The sequence below is a fragment of the Pseudomonas sp. IPO3778 genome (genome assembly GCF_013386825.1).
Lineage (GTDB): Bacteria > Pseudomonadota > Gammaproteobacteria > Pseudomonadales > Pseudomonadaceae > Aquipseudomonas.
Genome location: NZ_JACARC010000041.1, coordinates 161638 through 180574 on the forward strand (window position 1 = coordinate 161638; position 18937 = coordinate 180574).

Consider the following 18937-nt stretch of genomic DNA (forward strand, 5'->3'; position numbering starts at 1 on the left):
TCGGTGAACTCTATCTGAATTGCTGGCTGAGGGTGCTCAAAACCCTGGGTGACGGCCTGTCCCTATTTAAATGACGTCTGTGCCCTTCCTAGGTATGCTCCGCGTTTATTGCCGACCACTGATACCGGGATGCCAGCCCACGCCTCTGCTGCCCAGGCGCAGTTTATGGAGCCGTATCCTCAAGGACGTTCGAACGATGAGCACCCCCGCGCTGGACATCAGCAGCCTGACGCCGCTGCCTTACCACCAACAGGTGGTCGAGTACCTGAAAACCCGTGAACCTGCCGTATGGGACTGGGCCTCATCCCTGGGGGTTCAGCAGGAACATGCCCAGGATGTGCGCGCGCAATTGCTGCGAGACACCTACCGCCTGAGCCCCGAAACCCACCCGCTGGCCTACCAGGCGTGCGAGACAGCGTTGCAGTGTTTGCAGATCCAGGCGCCCGCCACCCTTTACCAGGCCGGTGATGGTGCGATGAATGCGAGCCTGTATTACCTGGCCGGTGAAGTGCACGTGGTGTTTTTCGGGCCGATCCTTGAGCGGCTCGACGCCCAGGAGTTGCTGGCGTTGCTGGGGCATGAGCTGGCCCATTACCGGTTATGGTCGGAGCACGACGGTGACTACCTCACCGCCGAGCGCATTCTCAACCATGCGATGGCCGACGTGTACACGCCGCCCAGCCTGGAACAGACCGCACGCTTATACAGCCTGCACACCGAAATCTACGCCGACCGTGGTGCGGCCCTGGTGGCCAGCGGGCCGGAAGCCTCCATCACGTCCCTGGTCAAGGTTCACACCGGGATTGTCAGCGTCGACGCCGCCAGTTATCTGCAGCAGGCCCGCGAGCTGGATGGCAAGGATGCGCAGTTGTCCCAGGGCACCTCGCACCCGGAGACGTTTCTGCGTTCCCAGGCGGTCGACAGCTGGTGGCAGCAGCTCCCGGAGACGGATGCCTGGCTGCACCGCCGGTTGCGCGGGCCGCTGTCCCTCAGTCGCCTGGATGTGACCGACCAGGTCGAGCTGACCGCCCTCACCCGCGGTTTTATCGCGAGCTTTATCGACGCTGCGGTGTTGCAGTCGGAGGGTGTGCTGAATCAGGTGCGTGGCTTCTTTCCCGACTGGAAAGACACTGAAACACCGCTGGACCTCGGCACCCTGAATGCCGAGCGGATCGACGCAAGCATCCACGAGTACTTGCACTTCATCATGCTCGATCTGAGCCTGGTGGACCGCGACCTGCGCGATGAGGCATTGCTGCATGCCGCGCGCACCGCGAAGAAACTCGGCAGCGCCGACGACTTTATCAGCGTGCTCAAGCGCGATATCAAATTACCCAAACGTGAGCTCGACCCGATCGTTCGCGCGCTCAAAGCGGAGGTCGACACATGGACCCAATAACCCAGCCCGTCACGTTCACACAATTGCTGCTGAGCCACGATGGCGCCGCCGTGCCCATCGACGACGTGTTGTTCCTGACGCTGCCGCTGCTGCGCCAGGTGGCGCAACTGCATGAACTGGGGCGTGTCGCCCAGCTCGGTTTCCTTGATGTATTGCAAGGGCCAGAGCGCACCCTGCACCTGCGCAACCCCGAGGGCGTGCCGCCCCGGCTGGCACTGGAGGCGATCAAGCAGGTACAGCCCAATCCGGAGTCGGCACTGAATATCGTCGGCAAGGTGCGCCTGACCCGGGATTCGGAAACCGGCGTGGCGATTACCGACCTGCAAGTCCAGGAGGACCCGCACCAGACCATCGACCACCCGGTGTTCCTCACCGACCTGCACAGCTGGGAGCATCGCCTCGGGCACCACGACGAAATCACCGATATTTTCCAGCTCGGCCAGTTGCTGGCGTGCCTGGCCTGCGGGCTGGATTTTGCCGACATCAACGACCTCAAGACCTTTGCCCGGCACCGGCGCAACCTGTTCCAGCTCAATGGCCGGCTCAACCCGGTGCTGGCCAACCTCATCGTCGAGATGACCGAACTCAACCGGCATGAGCGCGCCACGGATGTCAGTTCCCTGGCCCGGCGCCTGGAATCCTGGCGTGAGCAGCCGGCCAGCCTGGATGTGGAGCGCGTGCTGGCCCAGGCCGAAGGCCCGGCTTCGCGGCGCACCGTGGTGCTGGAGCACCTGCGCAACCGGCTGTTCGACCTGTCGCGGCGCAATCGCCTGCTGCACTTCCGGCCGACCCAGGCCAGCGTCAACCTGACCGTGGCCAGCGTGCCGCTGGTGATGCAGATTGAAAGCATCCGGCCCGACGCGTTGTGCACCTGGCAACCGACCCTGGGGGGGTTCTCCGAGCAGGTATTGAGCGGCAAGCCCGTTGGCCTGCAGCAATGGCTGCGGTTTGAAGACCAGACCTGGCTGCAGGCGTCCCTGGAACGCATCATCCAGGAAACCCGTCGCGACCGCGCCGAGTTCGGCTTCAGCAACCTGCGCCTAGTGGTGGCCTTTATGCGCTGGCACAACCTCAAGGACACCCCGGAAGAACGCATCGTCACCCCGCTGCTGTGGCTGCCGGTGGAGCTGAGCCGTAAAAAAGGCGTGCGCGACCAGTTCATGTTGCAGTGCGATGAAACCGAGGCGGAGTTCAACCCGGTGCTGCGTCATCAGTTGCGCCAGCTCTACGATATCCAGTTGCCGGAAACCGTTGACCTGCAAAAGACCTCCCTGGAAGACATTCACGCCGACATTGCGCGCCAGATCAAACTGACCGAGCCTGGCGTGGAGTTGCGCCTGCAAAGCAAACCGCAAATCGAACTGATCCACCAGAAGGCGGTGCAGCACCTGCACCATTTCCAGCGCCGCCGCGCTCGTCAGCGCTCGGCCATGCCCCTGGTGAAGCCGGATTTCAGCTACGACCGCGAAGACTACCGCCCGCTGGGCCTGCAACTGTTCCAGCAAAAGGTACTGCCCAGCCAATTTCCGCTGCGCCTCGCGGTGGGCGGCAAACCGTCGCTGCAGGCCCAGCATCCGCAAATGGTCGCCAGCAGCACCGAAAACAGCACCTTTGCCCTGCCCGAAAACCAGGGGCATCGCTACGCCTGGGACATCGACCTGACCCAGGTCACCCTGGCCAACTTCAACTATCGCAAGATGTCGCTGGTGCGCGACTACGCGCAGTTGATCGACGAGCCGGCGCAGAACGAAGCGTTTGACCGGATGTTCTCCATCGAGCCGCGGGACGTCGAAGTCCAGGCCCCGGACCCGATCCCGCTGCCCGAACAATGGAACGTGGTAGCCGGCGACGCGACGCAGAATGCGGCCGTCAGCCTGGCCCGCACCGGGCGCAATTTCATCATTCAGGGCCCGCCGGGTACCGGCAAGTCCCAGACCATCACCAACCTGATCGCCGACTACGCCGGTCGCGGCCTGCGGGTGCTGTTTGTGTGTGAAAAGCGCGCGGCCCTGGACGTGGTTTTCCATCGCCTGCAACAGAGTGAGCTGGGGGAATTGTGCTGCCTGATTCACGACTCCCAGACCGACAAGAAGGCTTTCGTCGGCAACCTGCGCGAGTGTTATGAACGCTGGATTGCCGGCGACGCGCAATCGCCGCAGTTGCAAGCCCGGCGCAGCGCCACATTGGCCACCCTGACCCAACAATTGGGCCTGATCGAGCGCTTTGAACAGGCCATGGCCGGAGTGCCGGAGACCCTGGCCTGCTCCGTACGTGAGCTGGTGCGGCATCTCATCGAACTGCCGGCCGTGGCTGCACAGTTACCCCCCGAGGCCCTGGAGCGCTTGCCCGATTGGCGTCGCTGGCAGGCACAAAACGAACTGACCGGGCGCTTGTATCAGGCGATCAACGAGCGCTTCGGCCTCGACAGTTTTGCGCGCCACCCTTTCAGCCACCTGGCTTCCAGTCTCATTACCCACGAGCACGCCTATGGCCAGCTCAAGGCCTTCCTGGATGAAGCCAGCGGGTTGATGGACAGTGTCGAGCAGTTGATGGAGTCATCCTCCAGCCTGCTGTCCAGTGATACCCGCCTGGCGGATGCGTGCGTGCTGACCCAGGCCGCCGAGCAACTGACCGGCGCCAACCTGGCGTCGCACCTGGACCTGCTGGAACCGGGCTCACCGGGCTCCCAGGCGCTGCACGCCGAACAAGCGGGGTTGCAGACGCTGACCGTGCAGCAACACAGTGCCGGTGAAGGCACCCGCCATTGGCGCGACAAACTCGCGCCCCAGGACACCCAGGCCGCCCAGGATCTGGTGCAGCGCCTGGAAGGCTCGCTGCTGCGGTGGTTGCAACCGGCGTGGTGGCGACTGCGTGGCGAGCTGCAGCGGCGCTACGACTTCAGCCAGCACGCAGTCCGTCCCAGCTACCGCAATGTGCTCGACAACCTGGCCGGCGAACACCGCGCCACCGCCGAGTTGCAGGCCGAACAGCAGCGCCTGCAAAGTCGCTACGGTATCCAGGACATCGACCTGTTCGTGCACAACCTGCAGGCCCTGCTCCAGCAACTGAGCGCATCACCGTTGTTGCGCCAGTGGGTCGAAGGCTTGCGCGGTAACCCGAATGCCCTGCCCGGCGTGCGCCAGGAAGCCAGCCTGCGCCAGCCGGTTGCACGCCTGGCCGAACTGGTTGCGCAACACTGTGTGTTCGAGCCGGCGCCGAGCCTGGGCGTGTTGGCCGAATACCTGCGGGACCTGCGAGAAGAAATCGACGAGCTGCCCGACAGCCTGCCCCTGCTTGTTGAGCTGCACCAGGCCGATCCCGTCTGCCTGTTGGCCGTGCAACAGCATGGGTTGGCGCAACGGGCGCTGGAGGCGGTGATTGCCCAGGAAAACCTCACCCGCCTGTACCGCGCCAACCCGCAACTGGCGCGCTTCGACGGCCCGGCCCTGGGTCTGGCAGCCCGTCAGGTCAGCCAGGCGGAAAGCAGCCTGCTCAAGCACAACGCCCATGTGCTCAGCGCCACGCTGCACCAGCGTTTCCTGGAGCATGTGAAGCAATCGGCGATGTCAGTCACCCAACTGGATGCCCAGGCCCGTGAGTTCAAGAAAACTTACGCCAAGGGCCGTCGCGAACTGGAACATGAGCTGGGCAAGACCATGCGCTACCGCTCCATCCGCGAAATGGCGAGTGGGGACAGTGGCCGGGTGATCAACGACCTCAAGCCCATCTGGTTGATGAGCCCGCTGTCGGTGTCTGACACCTTGCCCCTGACCCCGGACCTGTTTGACGTGGTGATTTTCGACGAAGCCAGCCAGATCCCCAGCGAAGAAGCCGTGCCGGCCTTGAGCCGCGCGCAGCAGGTGATCGTGGTGGGTGACGAGATGCAGTTGCCGCCGACCAACTTCTTCTCCAGCGCAGGGGACCAGGACGATAACGAACTGATTGCCATGGAAGACGGCGAACAGATTGCGATCAACCTCGATGCCGACAGCCTGCTGAGCCAGGCCGCACGCAATTTGCCGGCGACCCTGCTGGCCTGGCACTACCGCAGCCGGCATGAAGCGTTGATCAGCTTTTCCAACGCGGCGTTCTACGAAGGCCGGCTGATCACCATCCCCGACCGGCGTATCGAGCGCCCTGCCCCGGCCCATGCCGCACTGGACTCCACGGATGCCCTGGCAGTGACGCAGGGTGCCGACACGCTGCTCGACAGTCCCATCAGCTTTTTGAAGATGAGCGATGGCGTCTACCTCGGTCGCAGTAACCTGGCCGAAGCGCGGTATATCGCCCAGCTGGTGCGCGAGCTGCTGCAGCGCGAGACCGGCTTGAGCCTGGGCATTGTGGCCTTCTCCGAAGCCCAGCAAGGCGCTATCGAACAAGCCCTGGAGGACTTGGCCGCCAGCGACTCGGCCTTTGCCACCCGCCTGGAGCGTGAGTACGTGCGCGAAGACGCCGGGCAGTTCAATGGCCTGTTCGTCAAGAACCTGGAGAACGTGCAGGGTGATGAACGGGACGTGATCATCCTGAGCATCTGCTACGCGCCGGGCCCGAACGGCAAGATGCTGATGAACTTCGGCCCGATCAACCAGCGCGGCGGGGAAAAACGCCTGAATGTGATCTTCAGCCGCGCACGCAAGCGCATGGCGATCGTCTCCAGTATCGAGGCGCAGGCCATCACCAACACCCACAACGACGGTGCCGCTGCACTGCGCGCGTTCCTGCAATTCGCCCAGGCCAGCGCCAGCGGGGATGCGCCGCGTTCCCAGGGGATCCTGGCCAACCTCAACCCGGGCGCCAAGCAATCCTTTGCCGTGAGCTTGCCCAAGGACGGCCTGCGCGGCGCCCTCGCCGCCGCGCTGCGCAAGCGCGGGCATACGGTGCAGGAAACCGTCGGGCGGTCGCAGTTCCGCTGCGACCTGGCGATCAGTGACGCCAGCGGTGAACACTTCAGCCTTGGCGTGCTGCTGGACGGCAATACGGCAGCCGCTGCTGACGTGCGTGAGCGGTATATCTTCCGCCCGACCGTATTGCGCAGTTTCGGCTGGAAGATCATCGACGTGCCCAGCCATGACTGGCTGCGAGACCCGGAAGACGTGCTGAATCGCATCGAAGCGCTGCTACGGGGTGAAGAAACGCCCGCGCTGCCAGAGCCGGAACTGGAGGTCGAACCGGAAACGGTTGAAGTCGAGCCGGCGCCAACCCCTGAAGCGTCGACCCCGATGCGCGAATTCACCTTTGGTGAAGGCAACTCCAACAAGTTCTGGCGGATCGGCGTCACCGAGGCAGAGGTGGTGGTGCACTTCGGCCGCATCGGCACCAAGGGCCAGACCCTGATCAAGTCCCTCGACAGCCCCGAGCGCGCCGTGCGGGAAGCGGAAAAGCTGATCGCGGAGAAACTGCGCAAAGGCTATCAAGAGCAGGCAGGGGTCAATCACACCGAGCCGCTCTGAGTAGATCCGGCATGAATGGGATAAGCGCGTTCAATCAGAACGCGCTGTGGCGATCCCAAGGCTGATCAGATCTGGAAATGCTTGACCATTGTGTTCAGCTCAGACGCCAGGGTTGCAAGAGACTGTGACGCGGCCGTCGTTTGGCTGGAACCCTCCGAGGATTGAATCGACAGTTGCTGGATATTCAGCAGGTTCTGATCCACCGCCCGCGCGACATGCGCTTGCTCGTCAGCCGAGGTGGTAATCACCAGGTTACGGTCATTGATTTCGTCGTTGGCTGCAACAATGTCCGCCAAGGCTTTTTGCGCAAGCTCGGCCAACTCAAGGGTCTGTTGAGTCATGCTGCTACTGGCGTGCATGGTGTTGACGGCGTTGGCGGTCCCGGTCTGGATGCCTCCGATCATCTGCTCAATTTCTTGGGTGGATTGGGCCGTACGGTGTGCCAGGGCACGCACTTCGTCGGCCACCACCGCGAAACCACGGCCCGCATCCCCCGCACGTGCGGCCTCGATGGCAGCGTTCAGCGCCAAAAGATTGGTTTGTTCGGCAATCGCCCGAATAACATCAAGGACTTTGCCGATACGCTTGGCTTGATCGGCAAGGCCGCCGACTTGCTCGGAACTCAGCTCGACACCCTGTGTCAGCGATCGAATCGAATTTAAAGCCTCAACCATTCGCTGCTGGCCTTTTAAGGCGATGTTTCGCGATTCCTGTGACAGCTCGGAAGTCGACGCGGCGTTCCTCGCCACGTCTTCAATGGCTGTTGTCATCTGCGTGACCGCCGTGGCTGCCTGCTCAATCTCCCCATGCTGTTGTTGCAAGTCGCGACTGCCCTCGGCGGTGACAGCATTCAGTTCTTCGGCCGCAGCGGCCAGTTGGTTGGAGGAGCCGGTTATCTGCCGGAGTGTCTGCACAAGGTTATCGCGCATCACCTCCTGCGCCCTGAGCAAGCGTGTGGCCTCGTCGTTACCGGTGGGGTTGATGGGTTGGGTCAGATCGCCTCTGGCAATGGTCTCGGCCACGTGCATCGCTTCGACGATGGGCGCGGTAATGCTTCGGGTCAGCAGCCAGGCAACAATCACTGTTCCCGCGCTCACCAGCAGAATCACGATTGCGATACCGCCGATGGCATGCTCGTAAGCGTCTACAGACTGTTGGCCAGCCTGTTCGGCACCTTTATTGGCAAGGTCTATGAGTTGATCGAAGTTCTTTGTCATCTGCTCATAGCTGTCTCGTATGCTGTTGAGAAACTCTACGGCAGCCTTTTTATCGCCCGCCCGCGAGAGCCGGAGCATCTCGATATGGTTCTTCGCATAAACATCAAGACTCTGGTTGAACACAGCGAGACGTGATCTTTCATCCGTCGTACTGAGTAATCCTGCGTACTGCGTCAGTTGTTCCTTGACGATTTTCAGGCGCCCTGCTGATTTTTCTTCGTAGGTCTGCATGTCTGCGTTGGTTGAAGACAGGATGTGTGCCATCTCACCCAGGCGAAAACGGTCTAGCGATGCATTGGCCAGCGCGAGGATCCTGACCCGCTGCATCCAGTTGTTCTGAATGTCAGCCGCCTGGAACTGAACTTCTCGAATCTGCTTCAACGCGAAGAGGCCGAGAAGCACACTCAGCAGCGCAATAGCGGCAAAAGCGATGAACGCTCTGGCGGCGATTCGTATATTTCTTAAGAACATGGATTTTTTCGCTCAGGGTCGAAAAGCATTTAGCGGCAATCTTGGCAGGTAACATCGGGCGGATCCGTCAAACGGAAAACTTGGCCACCTCCGTTACTGTCGGTAGAAAACCGAAAACCTTTAGCACAAAGACTCGACCTGAGCAGCGTTTTCAGTGGGCACTTTTATCGTGAGGGTATGGCGACATCGACTACCTTTTACGAACCCCTCGCGCAATCTCCAACCCCAGGCTTTCGCGCAACGTCGTTCCCTCATACGCCGTGCGATACACGCCACGGGCCTGCAACAACGGGATGACCTCCTGCGTAAACCGCTTGAACTGCTCCGGATGCCCAATGTAGATATTGAACCCATCCACCGCCCGCGCTTCAAACCAGTCCGCCATCTTGCTCGCCACCGTCTGCGCCGACCCGACAAAGGCACCCGGGCGCAGCTGCCGACCAAATTCCACCGCCTGGCGCAAGGTAAAACCCTTGTCCCGGGCCTGATCCGCAATGCGTTTGGCATTGGTGAAAAAGCTGCTGCGTGCCGCCTCCAGGCTCTCTTGGGGGAACGGCGCATCAAGGTCGTACTGGCTGAAATCATGCCAGCCGAAATTGCGCCCGAATTCCTTCAACGCCAGCTCAAAACTGTGGTCGGCCTGATGGTAGTGCTGTTCGATTTCACGGGCCTGTTCGTCGGTATCGCCCACATAAATTTCGGCGCCGGGCATCACCAGCAATTGCTCCGGGTCGCGGCCGTGTCGCTGCGCCCTGCCCTTTATGTCCCGGTAGAACCCCTGGCCCTGCTCGATGCTGGCGGCGTGGGTGAAGATGACATCGGCAGTGGCGGCCCCCAGGTCGCGGCCTTGTTCCGAATCACCAGCCTGGAAGATCACCGGCTGGCCTTGGGGTGAGCGCTGGATATTCAGCGGGCCCACCACGGAAAAGTGTTCGCCCTTGTGGTTCAGGCTGTGGAGTTTGCTCGGGTCGAGGAACTGGCCGGTGGCGCGGTCGCGCACAAAGGCATCGTCCTCGTAGGAGTTCCACAGCCCCTGCACCACCTGGACGTGTTCGGCGGCGCGGCCATAGCGGGTGTCGTAGTCGTAATGTTCGTCGCGGCTGTAATTGCCGGCGGTGCCGGCATCGCCGCTGGTGACCACGTTCCAGCCGGCGCGGCCTTTGCTGATCAGGTCCAGTGACGCCAGGCGCCGCGCGACGTTATAGGGCGAGTTGTAAGAGGTGGTCAGGGTGCCCACCAGGCCCAAATGCCGGGTGCAGACGGCCAGTGCCGATAACAGCGTGAGCGGCTCCAGGCGGTTCAGGTAGTGGGACGGCGAGCCCGGGGTGATGAACTGGCTGTCGACGATGAACATCAGGTCGAACAGTGCCGCCTCGGCCTGGCGTGCGATGTCGATGTACCAGTCGACGTTGACGCTGGCATCGGCCGGCAGTTGAGGGTCGAGCCATAGATTATGGCGGCCGGGCCCGCCGCAGCCCATGGTCAAGGCGCCTAGTTTGAGCTGTCTTTTAGTCATGTCTAACGTATTCCTCAAAGCGTTCAGGGCTGGTTTTTAGCGACGGCTGGCTGCAAGGACGCGCCAAAGGAATCGTCGAACAGACGAGCCGCCGGGTAGGACTTGACCAGGCCCTGGCTGGCGAAAAAGTCCACGGTCTTTTGCGCTTCCACAGGCGATTGGGCGGTCACAGGTTCGACCGTGGTACGCGCACGGGCGAACCAGGCGCGGGCAATGTCGGCATCGGCGCGGGTACGTTTGGCCCAGGCATCCGCGTAAGCGTCGGTGTTGGCCGGGCGTTGGCCAGCCCAGTCACGGGCCTTTTTCAGGCGCAAGAGAAAATCGCTGATGGGCCCACGCTTGGTATCGACGGCCTTGTTGGTGGCAGCGATAAAACTCTGGGCCGGGATCAGCCCTTCAGCCGTTGCCAATACCCGTGCACCCTGGCGTTCCTGTTGAGTGACGTAGGGTTCCCAGGTGGCGATCACGTCAACCGAACCGCCTTCCAGCGCGTGGGAGGCATCCAGCGCGCTGAGATAACGCAGCTCCAGCGAGTCCTTTGGCACACCGGCTTTATCCAGTGCGGTCAGTAACAGCTGCTGGCTCCAGGAGCCTTTCCACACGGCGGCGCGCTTGCCTTTAAGGTCCGCAAGGCTGTGGATCGACGAGTCCTTTTTCACCAGGATGGCCACGCCGTCGAGGTTTTGTTGGCTGATGGCAATCACCTTGATCGGCGCGCCCAGTGCACCCAGGAACAGCGCCGGCGAATCACCGAGCAAGCCGAGGTCCAGGCTGTTGGTGTTGAGCGCTTCGGCGACCGGTGCCCCGGCGGTGAATTGCTTCCATTCAAGGGTATAGGGCAGATCGTCCAGCACCCCCGCCGCTTCCATCACGGCCTGGGCGTTGTAGCTTTGGTCGCCCACCACCAGCGTTTGCGCGTTCGCGGCCAGGCACAGCAGGGTAGCGGCCAACCCGGCCGCCAGTTTTGTCAGATAACGCACGTTCGTCTCCAGATGCCTTCTCAAGCATTCAAAGTCGATCCGCGCGTGCGGTCTCGGCAGTGTTTATAGGTCATGCAGCGGGCTGTACGATGAAGCCCCGAAAGCTGCGTGTAAAATACTGATTACGCATAACCTAATTCAATAAGAATGCAAATAATGCATTTATTTGAGCATCACTCAGGCCGCCAGTGTTCCCCTTTTACGTTGCCGATTCCCTTGTAGCCCCCATACCCATCCGGCACCCAGCCGCCACCCGCATTGTCGCCAGTGCCGATAAAACCGCCCTTGCCATCGGATTCCAGGCCTCGGCCACGGTTTTTTCCCGTGCCGATGTACCCGCCCCGGCCATCGGATTCGTAACCGCGCTTGCGGTTGGCGCCAGTCCCCTCAAAGCCACCTTTGCCATCGGACCTCCAGCTTCCACCCAGGGCCGTGTCTTCACCGCGGAAATAGCCCTGACCGTCAGACTTGTAGTCTTCGCCATAGGCGGCGCCGCGCCCCTTGTAGCCACCCGAGCCATCGGGGCTGAACGATTTGCCCAGGTTGTAACCGGTGCCCGTCAGGCCACCGTCATCGGCCGGGACAAAGCCCTTGCCAATATTGCTGCCTGTGCCCTTCAGCGAACCATCCTTTTGCAGTTCGTAATCACCGCCCTGATTGCCCCCGGTGCCCCTTAACCCGCCGTGGCCATCAGGCGCGTAACCATTACCGGCGTTGGTGCCGGTGCCGATGAAACCTTCCGCAGCCTGGGTTGCGGCGCCGACACCCAGCAAAAGAACGGTCAGCAGAATGCGAGAAGCTGTTTTCATGGTGAATCGACGTCCCTTTCGAAGTTAAAACGCGTTATCTGGAGCGGGCACTTTAACGTCATACAGGTCATTCGCGGTATGCCTCCATGCTTGATGCCACCGACACAAGATAGTCCCGAACCTCACCCAACCCCACCTGATAAAGATTCCCTCTATTGGCGGTTACCGCGATCTTGAATTAACGTTCAACCCACCTGACCAGCGTGACATTACCCAGTCAACCCGCGCCCTTCCCGGGCCGGCCTGATGCACCGCCACTCATTGCTCAACCAAACAGTTAACCAACTGATTAATCAGAGTAAATATGAAAGAGCAGCCTCGGCAGCTTGCATCCGGACCGCAACCAGTGGCGCCCCTCAGTGCGCTTTTTCGACAACCACACCTTCTGGCTCCGTTGAGCCTGCTGTGCATTGCCCTCGCGGGCTGCACCGTTGGGCCTGATTTCGCGCGCCCGGATGTGCCCGCTAACGCTGATTACTCACGTGAAAAGCTCACCGCCACCGCCAAGGCGGATATCGACGCCGGTGGCGCGGCGCAGCGCCTGATCGCCGGGATGGATATTCCCGGGCAATGGTGGACGTTGTTCCGTTCGCCAGCCCTCAACGCCCTGGTAGAAGAAGCCTTGCGCGCCAACCCTGATGTCACCGCTGCTCAAGCGGCATTGCGCCAGGCCAATGAGCTGGTCTATGCCGACCAGGCGTCGCTGTTCCCTTCCGTCAGCGGCAATGTGCAGAAAGCCCGGGAGAAAGTTTCGGGGGTGACCTCGGGGATTCCGGAGTCGCCGATTCTCACGGTAAGTTCGGCGTCGTTGAGTGTGTCCTATGCCCCGGACGTGTTCGGCGGCACGCGCCGGCAAATCGAATCCACCACGGCGCAAGCCGAGTACGAGCGCTTCCAGCTGGAGGCGACGTACCTCACCTTGACGTCCAACGTGGTGAATACCGCAGTCAGCCTGGCGTCGATACGCGATCAAATCGCCTCAACCGAGGCAATCATCCGGCTACAGGGCGACCAGCTCGACGTGCTGCAGTCGCAGCGGCGGCTGGGTGCCATCGGTGATAGCGACGTCCTGACGCAGCAGACGGCACTGGCGCAAACCCGCGCCAGCTTGCCACCCCTGCAAAAGCAACTGGCGCAGACCCGTAACCAATTGATGGCCTACCTCGGACGGTTTCCCAATCAGGACCGGGATGAGCGCTTCAATCTGGCCTCCCTGCACTTGCCGGAAGAGCTGCCACTCAGCCTGCCCTCGGCCATCGTCGGCCAGCGGCCGGATGTGCGTTCGGCCCAGGCGCAACTGCATCAGGCCAGCGCCAACATTGGTGTAGCGGTCGCCAATCAGTTGCCCCAATTCAGCATTACCGGGTCGGTGGGCTCCACGGTGGCCAGCGGGACCAAGCTGTTTTCGGCGGGCAGTGGCGTGTGGAGCCTGGCCGGGTCGATCACTCAGCCGATCTTTGACGCCGGCGCACTCGAACATCGCAAACGTGCGGCCGTGGCGGCTTATGACGAGTCGGCGGCGCGCTATCGAGGCACCGTGATTGGTGCGTTCCAGGACGTGGCCAACGCGCTGCGGGCACTGGAAGCCGACGCCGATGCGCTTAACCAGCAGGTGGTGGCCGAGCGCTCAGCCCAAGCCAACCTGGACCTGGTGCAGGCGCAATTCAAACTGGGCGCGGTGGCGTACATCAACCTGCTCACGGCCCAACAAACCTACCAGAACACCGTGCTGGCCCGGGTCAAGGCCCAGGCTTCTCGCTACAGCGATACCACTGCGCTGTTCCAGGCATTGGGGGGCGGCTGGTGGAACCGGACGGATGTGGACCCCGCCACCAAGGGCCATCCTGATCGATTCGGCCTGCCGTCGTGGCAAGAAATCATGCCGGCCAGCAACAAGGCAGCGCCTGCCGATTCGGCACGGTTCGACTGAACTGAACTCTTGAAACAGCGAGAACACCCATGGCTGATGTCATTACCGCTTCTCCCCTGCCACCCGAGCCCGGCGCACCGCGCAAGCGTCGACTGTGGCGGCCGATGATCCTCATGATCGTGGTGGTGCTGGTGATTGTCGCGATCATTACCGGGGTGAAGTTCGTGCAGATTTCGGCACTGATCGCCCAGTCCAAAATGCCCCATCCCGCCTCCGTGGTCACGGCCATGAAGGTGCCCTTCAGCGACTGGCAACCCAACGTCACCGCTGTGGGGTCGATGAAGGCGGTCAGAGGGGTGGATGTGACCACGGAAGTCGGCGGCATCGTGCGCACCCTTGGTTTCAAGCCCGGGCAAGAAGTGGCAGCCCAGGCGCTGCTGGTGCAGTTGAATGCCGATTCGGACATCGCCCAACTGCATTCCCTTGAGGCCACGGCCGACCTGGCGGTGATCGTGCTCAAGCGGGACAAGGCCCAACTGGCGGTCAACGCCATCTCTCAGGCACAAGTCGACACCGACACCGCCGACCTTAAGGCTAAACTCGCCGCCGCCGAGCAACAGCGGGCGCTGGTGGCGAAAAAAACCATTCGCGCACCGTTCGCCGGGCGTATCGGGATTACCAGCGTCAACCCGGGCCAATACCTGAACCCCGGCGACAAGATCGCCACGCTGCAAACCTTCGACCCGATCTACATCGATTTCACGGTGCCCCAGACCCAACTGGAGGCCATCGCCATCGGCCAGGGCGTCGCGGTGACGGCGGACGGCCTGTCCAATCAAACCTTCACCGGCAAGATCAGCACCATCGATACCCAGTTCGACGCCACCACGCGCAACGTGACGGTGGAAGCCACCGTCGACAACCCCAAGCAAAACCTGGTGCCCGGGATGTTTGCCCGCGCCGTGGTCACCTCCGGGGCGACGCAGCGCTACCTCACCGTTCCGCAGACATCGGTCACCTACAACCCTTACGGCACCACGGTGTTCATCGCCACCTCGGCCAAGAACGACAAGGGTGAGGACGTACTCACCGCGCAGCAAACCTTTATCACCACCGGACCGACCCGGGGCGATCAGGTGGCGATCCTGTCGGGCGTGAAGGAAGGCGACCTGTTGATCACCAGCGGCCAGATGAAGCTGAAAAATGGCTCGCCGGTGAAAGTCGATAACAGCAGCGCGCCGCTGAACGACCCTGCGCCGACTCCCCAAGAACACTAAAGGTGTCCCATGAAGCTTACCGATACCTTTATTCAGCGACCGGTGTGGGCCATTGTGGTCTCGCTGTTCATCCTGATCCTGGGGCTGCGCTCGATCTTCGAATTGCCGGTGAACCAGTGGCCACGCACCGAAAACACCGTGGTCACCATCACCACCGCCTACTACGGCGCGGACGCGTCCACGGTGGCCGGTTTTATCACCCAGCCGCTTGAATCGGCCATCGCCCAGGCCCAGGGCATTGACTACTTGTCCTCAACCAGCATCACGGGGGTCTCGACCATTACCGCCACGCTGCGCCTGAACTACGAGGCCAGCAAGGCGCTCACCGAGATCAATACCCAGGTCAACTCGGTCAAGAACCAACTGCCGGCCCAGTCCCAGGAACCGGTACTGACAGTGGCCGTCGGGCAGACCACCGACGCGATGTACCTGGGTTTCTACAGCGACAGCCTGCCCACCAACAACATCACCGATTACCTGGTGCGGGTGGTCAAGCCCAAGCTGGACTCGATCCAGGGCGTGCAAACCGCCGAGATTCTCGGCGGGCGCCAGTTCGCCCTGCGCGCCTGGATGGACCCCAACAAGCTCGCGGCGCACAACGTGACGGCACAGGACGTGTCCACCGCCCTGGCCAACAACAACTACCTGTCTGCCGTCGGTTCCACCCGCGGGCAAACCGTCACGGTGGACCTCACGGCCGGGACCGACTTGCACACGGTGGATGAATTCAAGCGGCTGGTGATCAAGCAGAAAGGCGACGCCCTGGTGTACCTGGAGGATGTGGCCACCGTCACCCTCGGCGCCGAAAGCTACGACAGCAGCGTGGCGTTTTCCGGCAAACGCTCGGTGTTCATCGGCATCAAGGCGGCGCCGAATGCGAACATCCTGACGGTCGCCGACAGCGTGCGCGAGGCCTTCCCCGAGCTGCAGTCCCAATTGCCCACGGGCGTGCGCGGCGAGATCGTTTACGACTCCACCGAGTTCATCAACACCTCGATTTACGAGGTGGTGAAAACCCTGGTGGAGGCGATGATTATTGTCTCGGTGGTGATCTACCTGTTCCTCGGCTCGTTCCGCGCAGTGATCGTGCCGTTGGTGGCGATCCCGCTGTCGCTGGTGGGGACCTTCTTCATCATGTACCTGCTGGGGTACTCGATTAACCTGCTGACCCTGCTCGCCCTGGTGTTGGCCATCGGCCTGGTGGTGGACGACGCGATTATCGTGGTGGAAAACGTCGACCGGCATATCAAGGAAGAAGGTAAAGGCGTGCTGGAGGCCGCACTGATCGCGGCGCGGGAACTGGGCGGTCCGATCGTCGCGATGACCGTGGTGCTGATTGCCGCCTACGTGCCCATCGGGTTGCGCAGCGGGCTGACCGGTGCACTGTTCAAGGAGTTCTGCTTCTCGCTGGCGGGTGCGGTGACCGTGTCGGCGGTGGTGGCGTTGACGCTTTCGCCGATGATGACGTCCCGGCTGTTCAAATCCGGCCAGGAAGAAGGCCGCTTCGCGCGCAAGCTCGATCAGTACTTTGACTGGCTGCGGGGCCGTTACCACCGCGTGCTCTCGGGCGGCTTGAACGTGTGGCCGGTGCTGGTGACGTTTGGTTTCCTGCTGTTCCTGCTGGTGGCCGCCAGCGGCATGACCGCCAAAAGCGAGCTGTCGCCCACCGAGGACCAGGGCCTGGTGTTCATGCAGATCAAAGGCCCGCCGACCGCCTCGCCCCAGCAGATGGAGCGCATAGCCGACCAGGCTTTCCAGATTGCCAACAAAGAGCCTGAATACGCACAGATGTTCCAACTGACCGGGCTGCCCATCCTCAACCAGGGCCTGGGCGGCGTGCTGCTCAAAACCTGGGGCGACCGCACGCGCTCCCAGGCCCAACTGATCCTGGACCTCCAGCAAAAATGGAACCAGGTACCGGGCGCCACCATCGCGGCCTTCCCGCTGCCGTCGCTGCCGGGTGCCCAAGGGTTGCCGGTGCAATTTGTGATCACCACCACCGACTCGGTGGAAAACCTCAATGAAGTCGCCCAGGCGGTGGTGGCCGAGGCCACGAAACAGCAGCTGTTCTATTTCTCCGACATGGACCTGAAACTCGACAAACCACAAGCCAAACTGGTGGTCGACCGGGAAAAAATCGCCGCACTGGGCATGACCCAGGCTGACGTCGGTGCGGCGTTGTCCGCTGCGCTGGGCGGCAACTACGTGAACTACTTCTCCACCGCCGGGCGTTCGTACAAAGTCATTCCCCAAGTGCTGCAGGTAGACCGTCTAAACCCTGATCAAATTCTCGATTACTACATCCGCACGCCATCCGGCAGCATGATCCAGGCGCGCACCGTGGCACACATCGAGACCTCGACCCAGCCGGAATCCATCAACCACTTCCAGCAACTCAACTCGGCCACCCTGTCGGGCGTCAGCGGCGTGGCCCAGGGCGAACTGCTGGCGAAACTCAACACCATCCTGACCAACATTGCGCCCACGGGCTACACCTCGGACTTCTCCGGCGAGTCGCGCCAGTTCATGCAGGAGTCGGGCGGGTTCTTCGGGTTGCTGATGTTCTCGATCCTGATCGTCTACCTGGCCCTGGCCTTCCAGTTCGAAAGCTTCCGCGACCCGGTGGTGATCCTGTTCTCGGTACCCCCTGCGCTCTTTGGCGCGCTGGCCTTTATCACCATGGGGTTTGCGTCCATCAACGTGTACACCCAGGTTGGGCTGGTGACGTTGCTGGGGTTGATCACCAAACACGGGATCCTGATCGTGCAGTTTGCCAATGAGCTGCAGCGCGCGGGGCACAGTAAGCGTGAAGCGATAGAGGAAGCGGCCGGCGTACGTCTGCGGCCGATCCTGATGACCACCGCGGCGATGGTGCTGGGGGTGGTGCCGCTGGTGTGGGCGTCTGGCGCCGGGGCTGCGGGCCGGCATGACATGGGCCTGGTGATCTTCGCCGGGTTGTCGATCGGTACCGTGCTGACGCTGTTTATGGTGCCGGCGATGTATATGTTTATTGGTTCGACGCATCATCAGGAGGTTGAACAGCCGGCGCTGGGCCGGGATATTGCGTAATCGACAGAGAACCGGCCGGCACCGCCGAGTCCTAAACTAACAAGGCCGGCGATATACAAAAGATCGGTTTCGTACCCCGGTGGGCCAAATTGCGCGCCTTGCGGTGTGACCGCCAGCAGTTTGATTGAGCTGAACCCATACGGTAAGTGGACCGTGAAGATCGCGACCAGTAGAACGATGATCATAGGGATACTGGCAAACGTCACAAAAGCCCCGGCCAATGTAGCCAGGCCACCAAAGATTTCGATGGCAATCGTAATCCATGACATCAGGTGCGGCGCGGGAACACTCATGGCCTGGAGTACGACGGCAAAGGAGTCGGCCCCTCGCAAGAACTTTGCAAACCCATGGGCCATGAAGCCGTAGCCAACGATGAGGCGGATGACTACAGGGGCCCATTCGCTAAGCTGCGGCGCCCATGGACGATGCACGCAGGCACGCAAAAAGGTTTTCCACGCGGGGGCTGATTGATGCGTCATGGCAGTTGACTCATAGGCACTTGAAGTTTGAAAAAATGCTTCATTGATTCATTACCGTTACTTCAGCCGCCCATGCACCCGTCGCCCCAGACTTTATAGTTAAACTGCTTTAACTCGCCTGATGTTGTCTTGTAAATCATTGAGGCATCGGTAATGCCACAAGCACGCGGATCTGAATCGACGCGAAGTACTTCGGCAACATCATGTCTGTCAAACGTCGCTACCACCGTGGGGGGTTGATCACCTGCAAAAACATTTGCACTCAGTAACGAACAGGCCAGCGCGATGGCAAAAAATGGAGTCTTCATAAAAGCTCTTTATAAGTAAGGAGAGGTTGCTTAAAACAGATATCAAGTATTGAGTTGGACCGTTATCCGAGGGTTAACTAGATCTAACGTTT

At 61.5% G+C, this 18937-nt stretch carries 11 protein-coding genes; 5 read left to right on the top strand and 6 right to left on the bottom strand.

What is annotated here, in order from left to right:
* The first annotated feature begins 196 nt into the window (after positions 1 to 196).
* Positions 197 to 1399: a M48 family metalloprotease gene (locus HX855_RS22165; RefSeq protein WP_177086061.1), complete on the top strand. Its 1203-nt coding sequence runs from the start codon at positions 197 to 199 to the stop codon at positions 1397 to 1399.
* Positions 1387 to 6849 carry a WGR domain-containing protein gene (locus tag HX855_RS22170; RefSeq protein WP_177086063.1) on the top strand — a complete coding sequence of 1821 codons (5463 nt, stop codon included), beginning with the start codon at positions 1387 to 1389 and terminating at the stop codon, positions 6847 to 6849. Before HX855_RS22165 ends, HX855_RS22170 begins: the two co-directional genes overlap by 13 nt.
* 65 nt (positions 6850 to 6914) lie before the next feature.
* Here the strand turns inward: HX855_RS22170 and HX855_RS22175 are convergent, their stop codons facing one another.
* The 4 genes from HX855_RS22175 to HX855_RS22190 all read right to left on the bottom strand — a co-directional run bounded on the left by HX855_RS22175 (position 6915) and on the right by HX855_RS22190 (position 11842).
* Positions 6915 to 8537, bottom strand: coding sequence for a methyl-accepting chemotaxis protein (locus tag HX855_RS22175; protein WP_177086065.1), 1623 nt, complete (start codon positions 8535 to 8537; stop codon positions 6915 to 6917).
* Positions 8538 to 8727: 190 nt separating this feature from the next.
* Complete coding sequence (locus tag HX855_RS22180; RefSeq protein ID WP_177086067.1) at positions 8728 to 10053, bottom strand: LLM class flavin-dependent oxidoreductase; 1326 nt, start codon at positions 10051 to 10053, stop codon at positions 8728 to 8730.
* A gap of 23 nt (positions 10054 to 10076) precedes the next feature.
* Positions 10077 to 11033 carry an ABC transporter substrate-binding protein gene (locus HX855_RS22185; protein WP_177086069.1) on the bottom strand — a complete coding sequence of 319 codons (957 nt, stop codon included), beginning with the start codon at positions 11031 to 11033 and terminating at the stop codon, positions 10077 to 10079.
* A 173-nt stretch (positions 11034 to 11206) separates the two neighbouring features.
* On the bottom strand, positions 11207 to 11842 hold the full coding sequence (locus HX855_RS22190) for a hypothetical protein (RefSeq protein ID WP_177086071.1): 636 nt from the start codon (positions 11840 to 11842) through the stop codon (positions 11207 to 11209).
* Between the two features lie 304 nt (positions 11843 to 12146).
* Here HX855_RS22190 and HX855_RS22195 point away from each other — a divergent pair, with 304 nt between their 5' ends.
* From HX855_RS22195 to HX855_RS22205, 3 genes are read left to right on the top strand one after another with little or no spacing between them, the layout of a single operon-like run.
* Entirely contained in the window at positions 12147 to 13772 is a 1626-nt protein-coding gene (locus HX855_RS22195; protein WP_218175831.1) for an efflux transporter outer membrane subunit, read from the top strand.
* A gap of 29 nt (positions 13773 to 13801) precedes the next feature.
* Positions 13802 to 14989 carry an efflux RND transporter periplasmic adaptor subunit gene (locus HX855_RS22200; protein WP_256353003.1) on the top strand — a complete coding sequence of 396 codons (1188 nt, stop codon included), beginning with the start codon at positions 13802 to 13804 and terminating at the stop codon, positions 14987 to 14989.
* Between the two features lie 9 nt (positions 14990 to 14998).
* On the top strand, positions 14999 to 18058 hold the full coding sequence (locus HX855_RS22205; RefSeq protein WP_177086075.1) for an efflux RND transporter permease subunit: 3060 nt from the start codon (positions 14999 to 15001) through the stop codon (positions 18056 to 18058).
* Here the strand turns inward: HX855_RS22205 and HX855_RS22210 are convergent.
* Positions 18016 to 18537: a DoxX family protein gene (locus tag HX855_RS22210; RefSeq protein ID WP_177086077.1), complete on the bottom strand. Its 522-nt coding sequence runs from the start codon at positions 18535 to 18537 to the stop codon at positions 18016 to 18018. The genes HX855_RS22205 and HX855_RS22210 overlap by 43 nt on opposite strands.
* A gap of 62 nt (positions 18538 to 18599) precedes the next feature.
* Entirely contained in the window at positions 18600 to 18845 is a 246-nt protein-coding gene (locus HX855_RS22215; RefSeq protein WP_177086080.1) for a DUF2790 domain-containing protein, read from the bottom strand.
* Between the last annotated feature and the right edge of the window lie 92 nt (positions 18846 to 18937).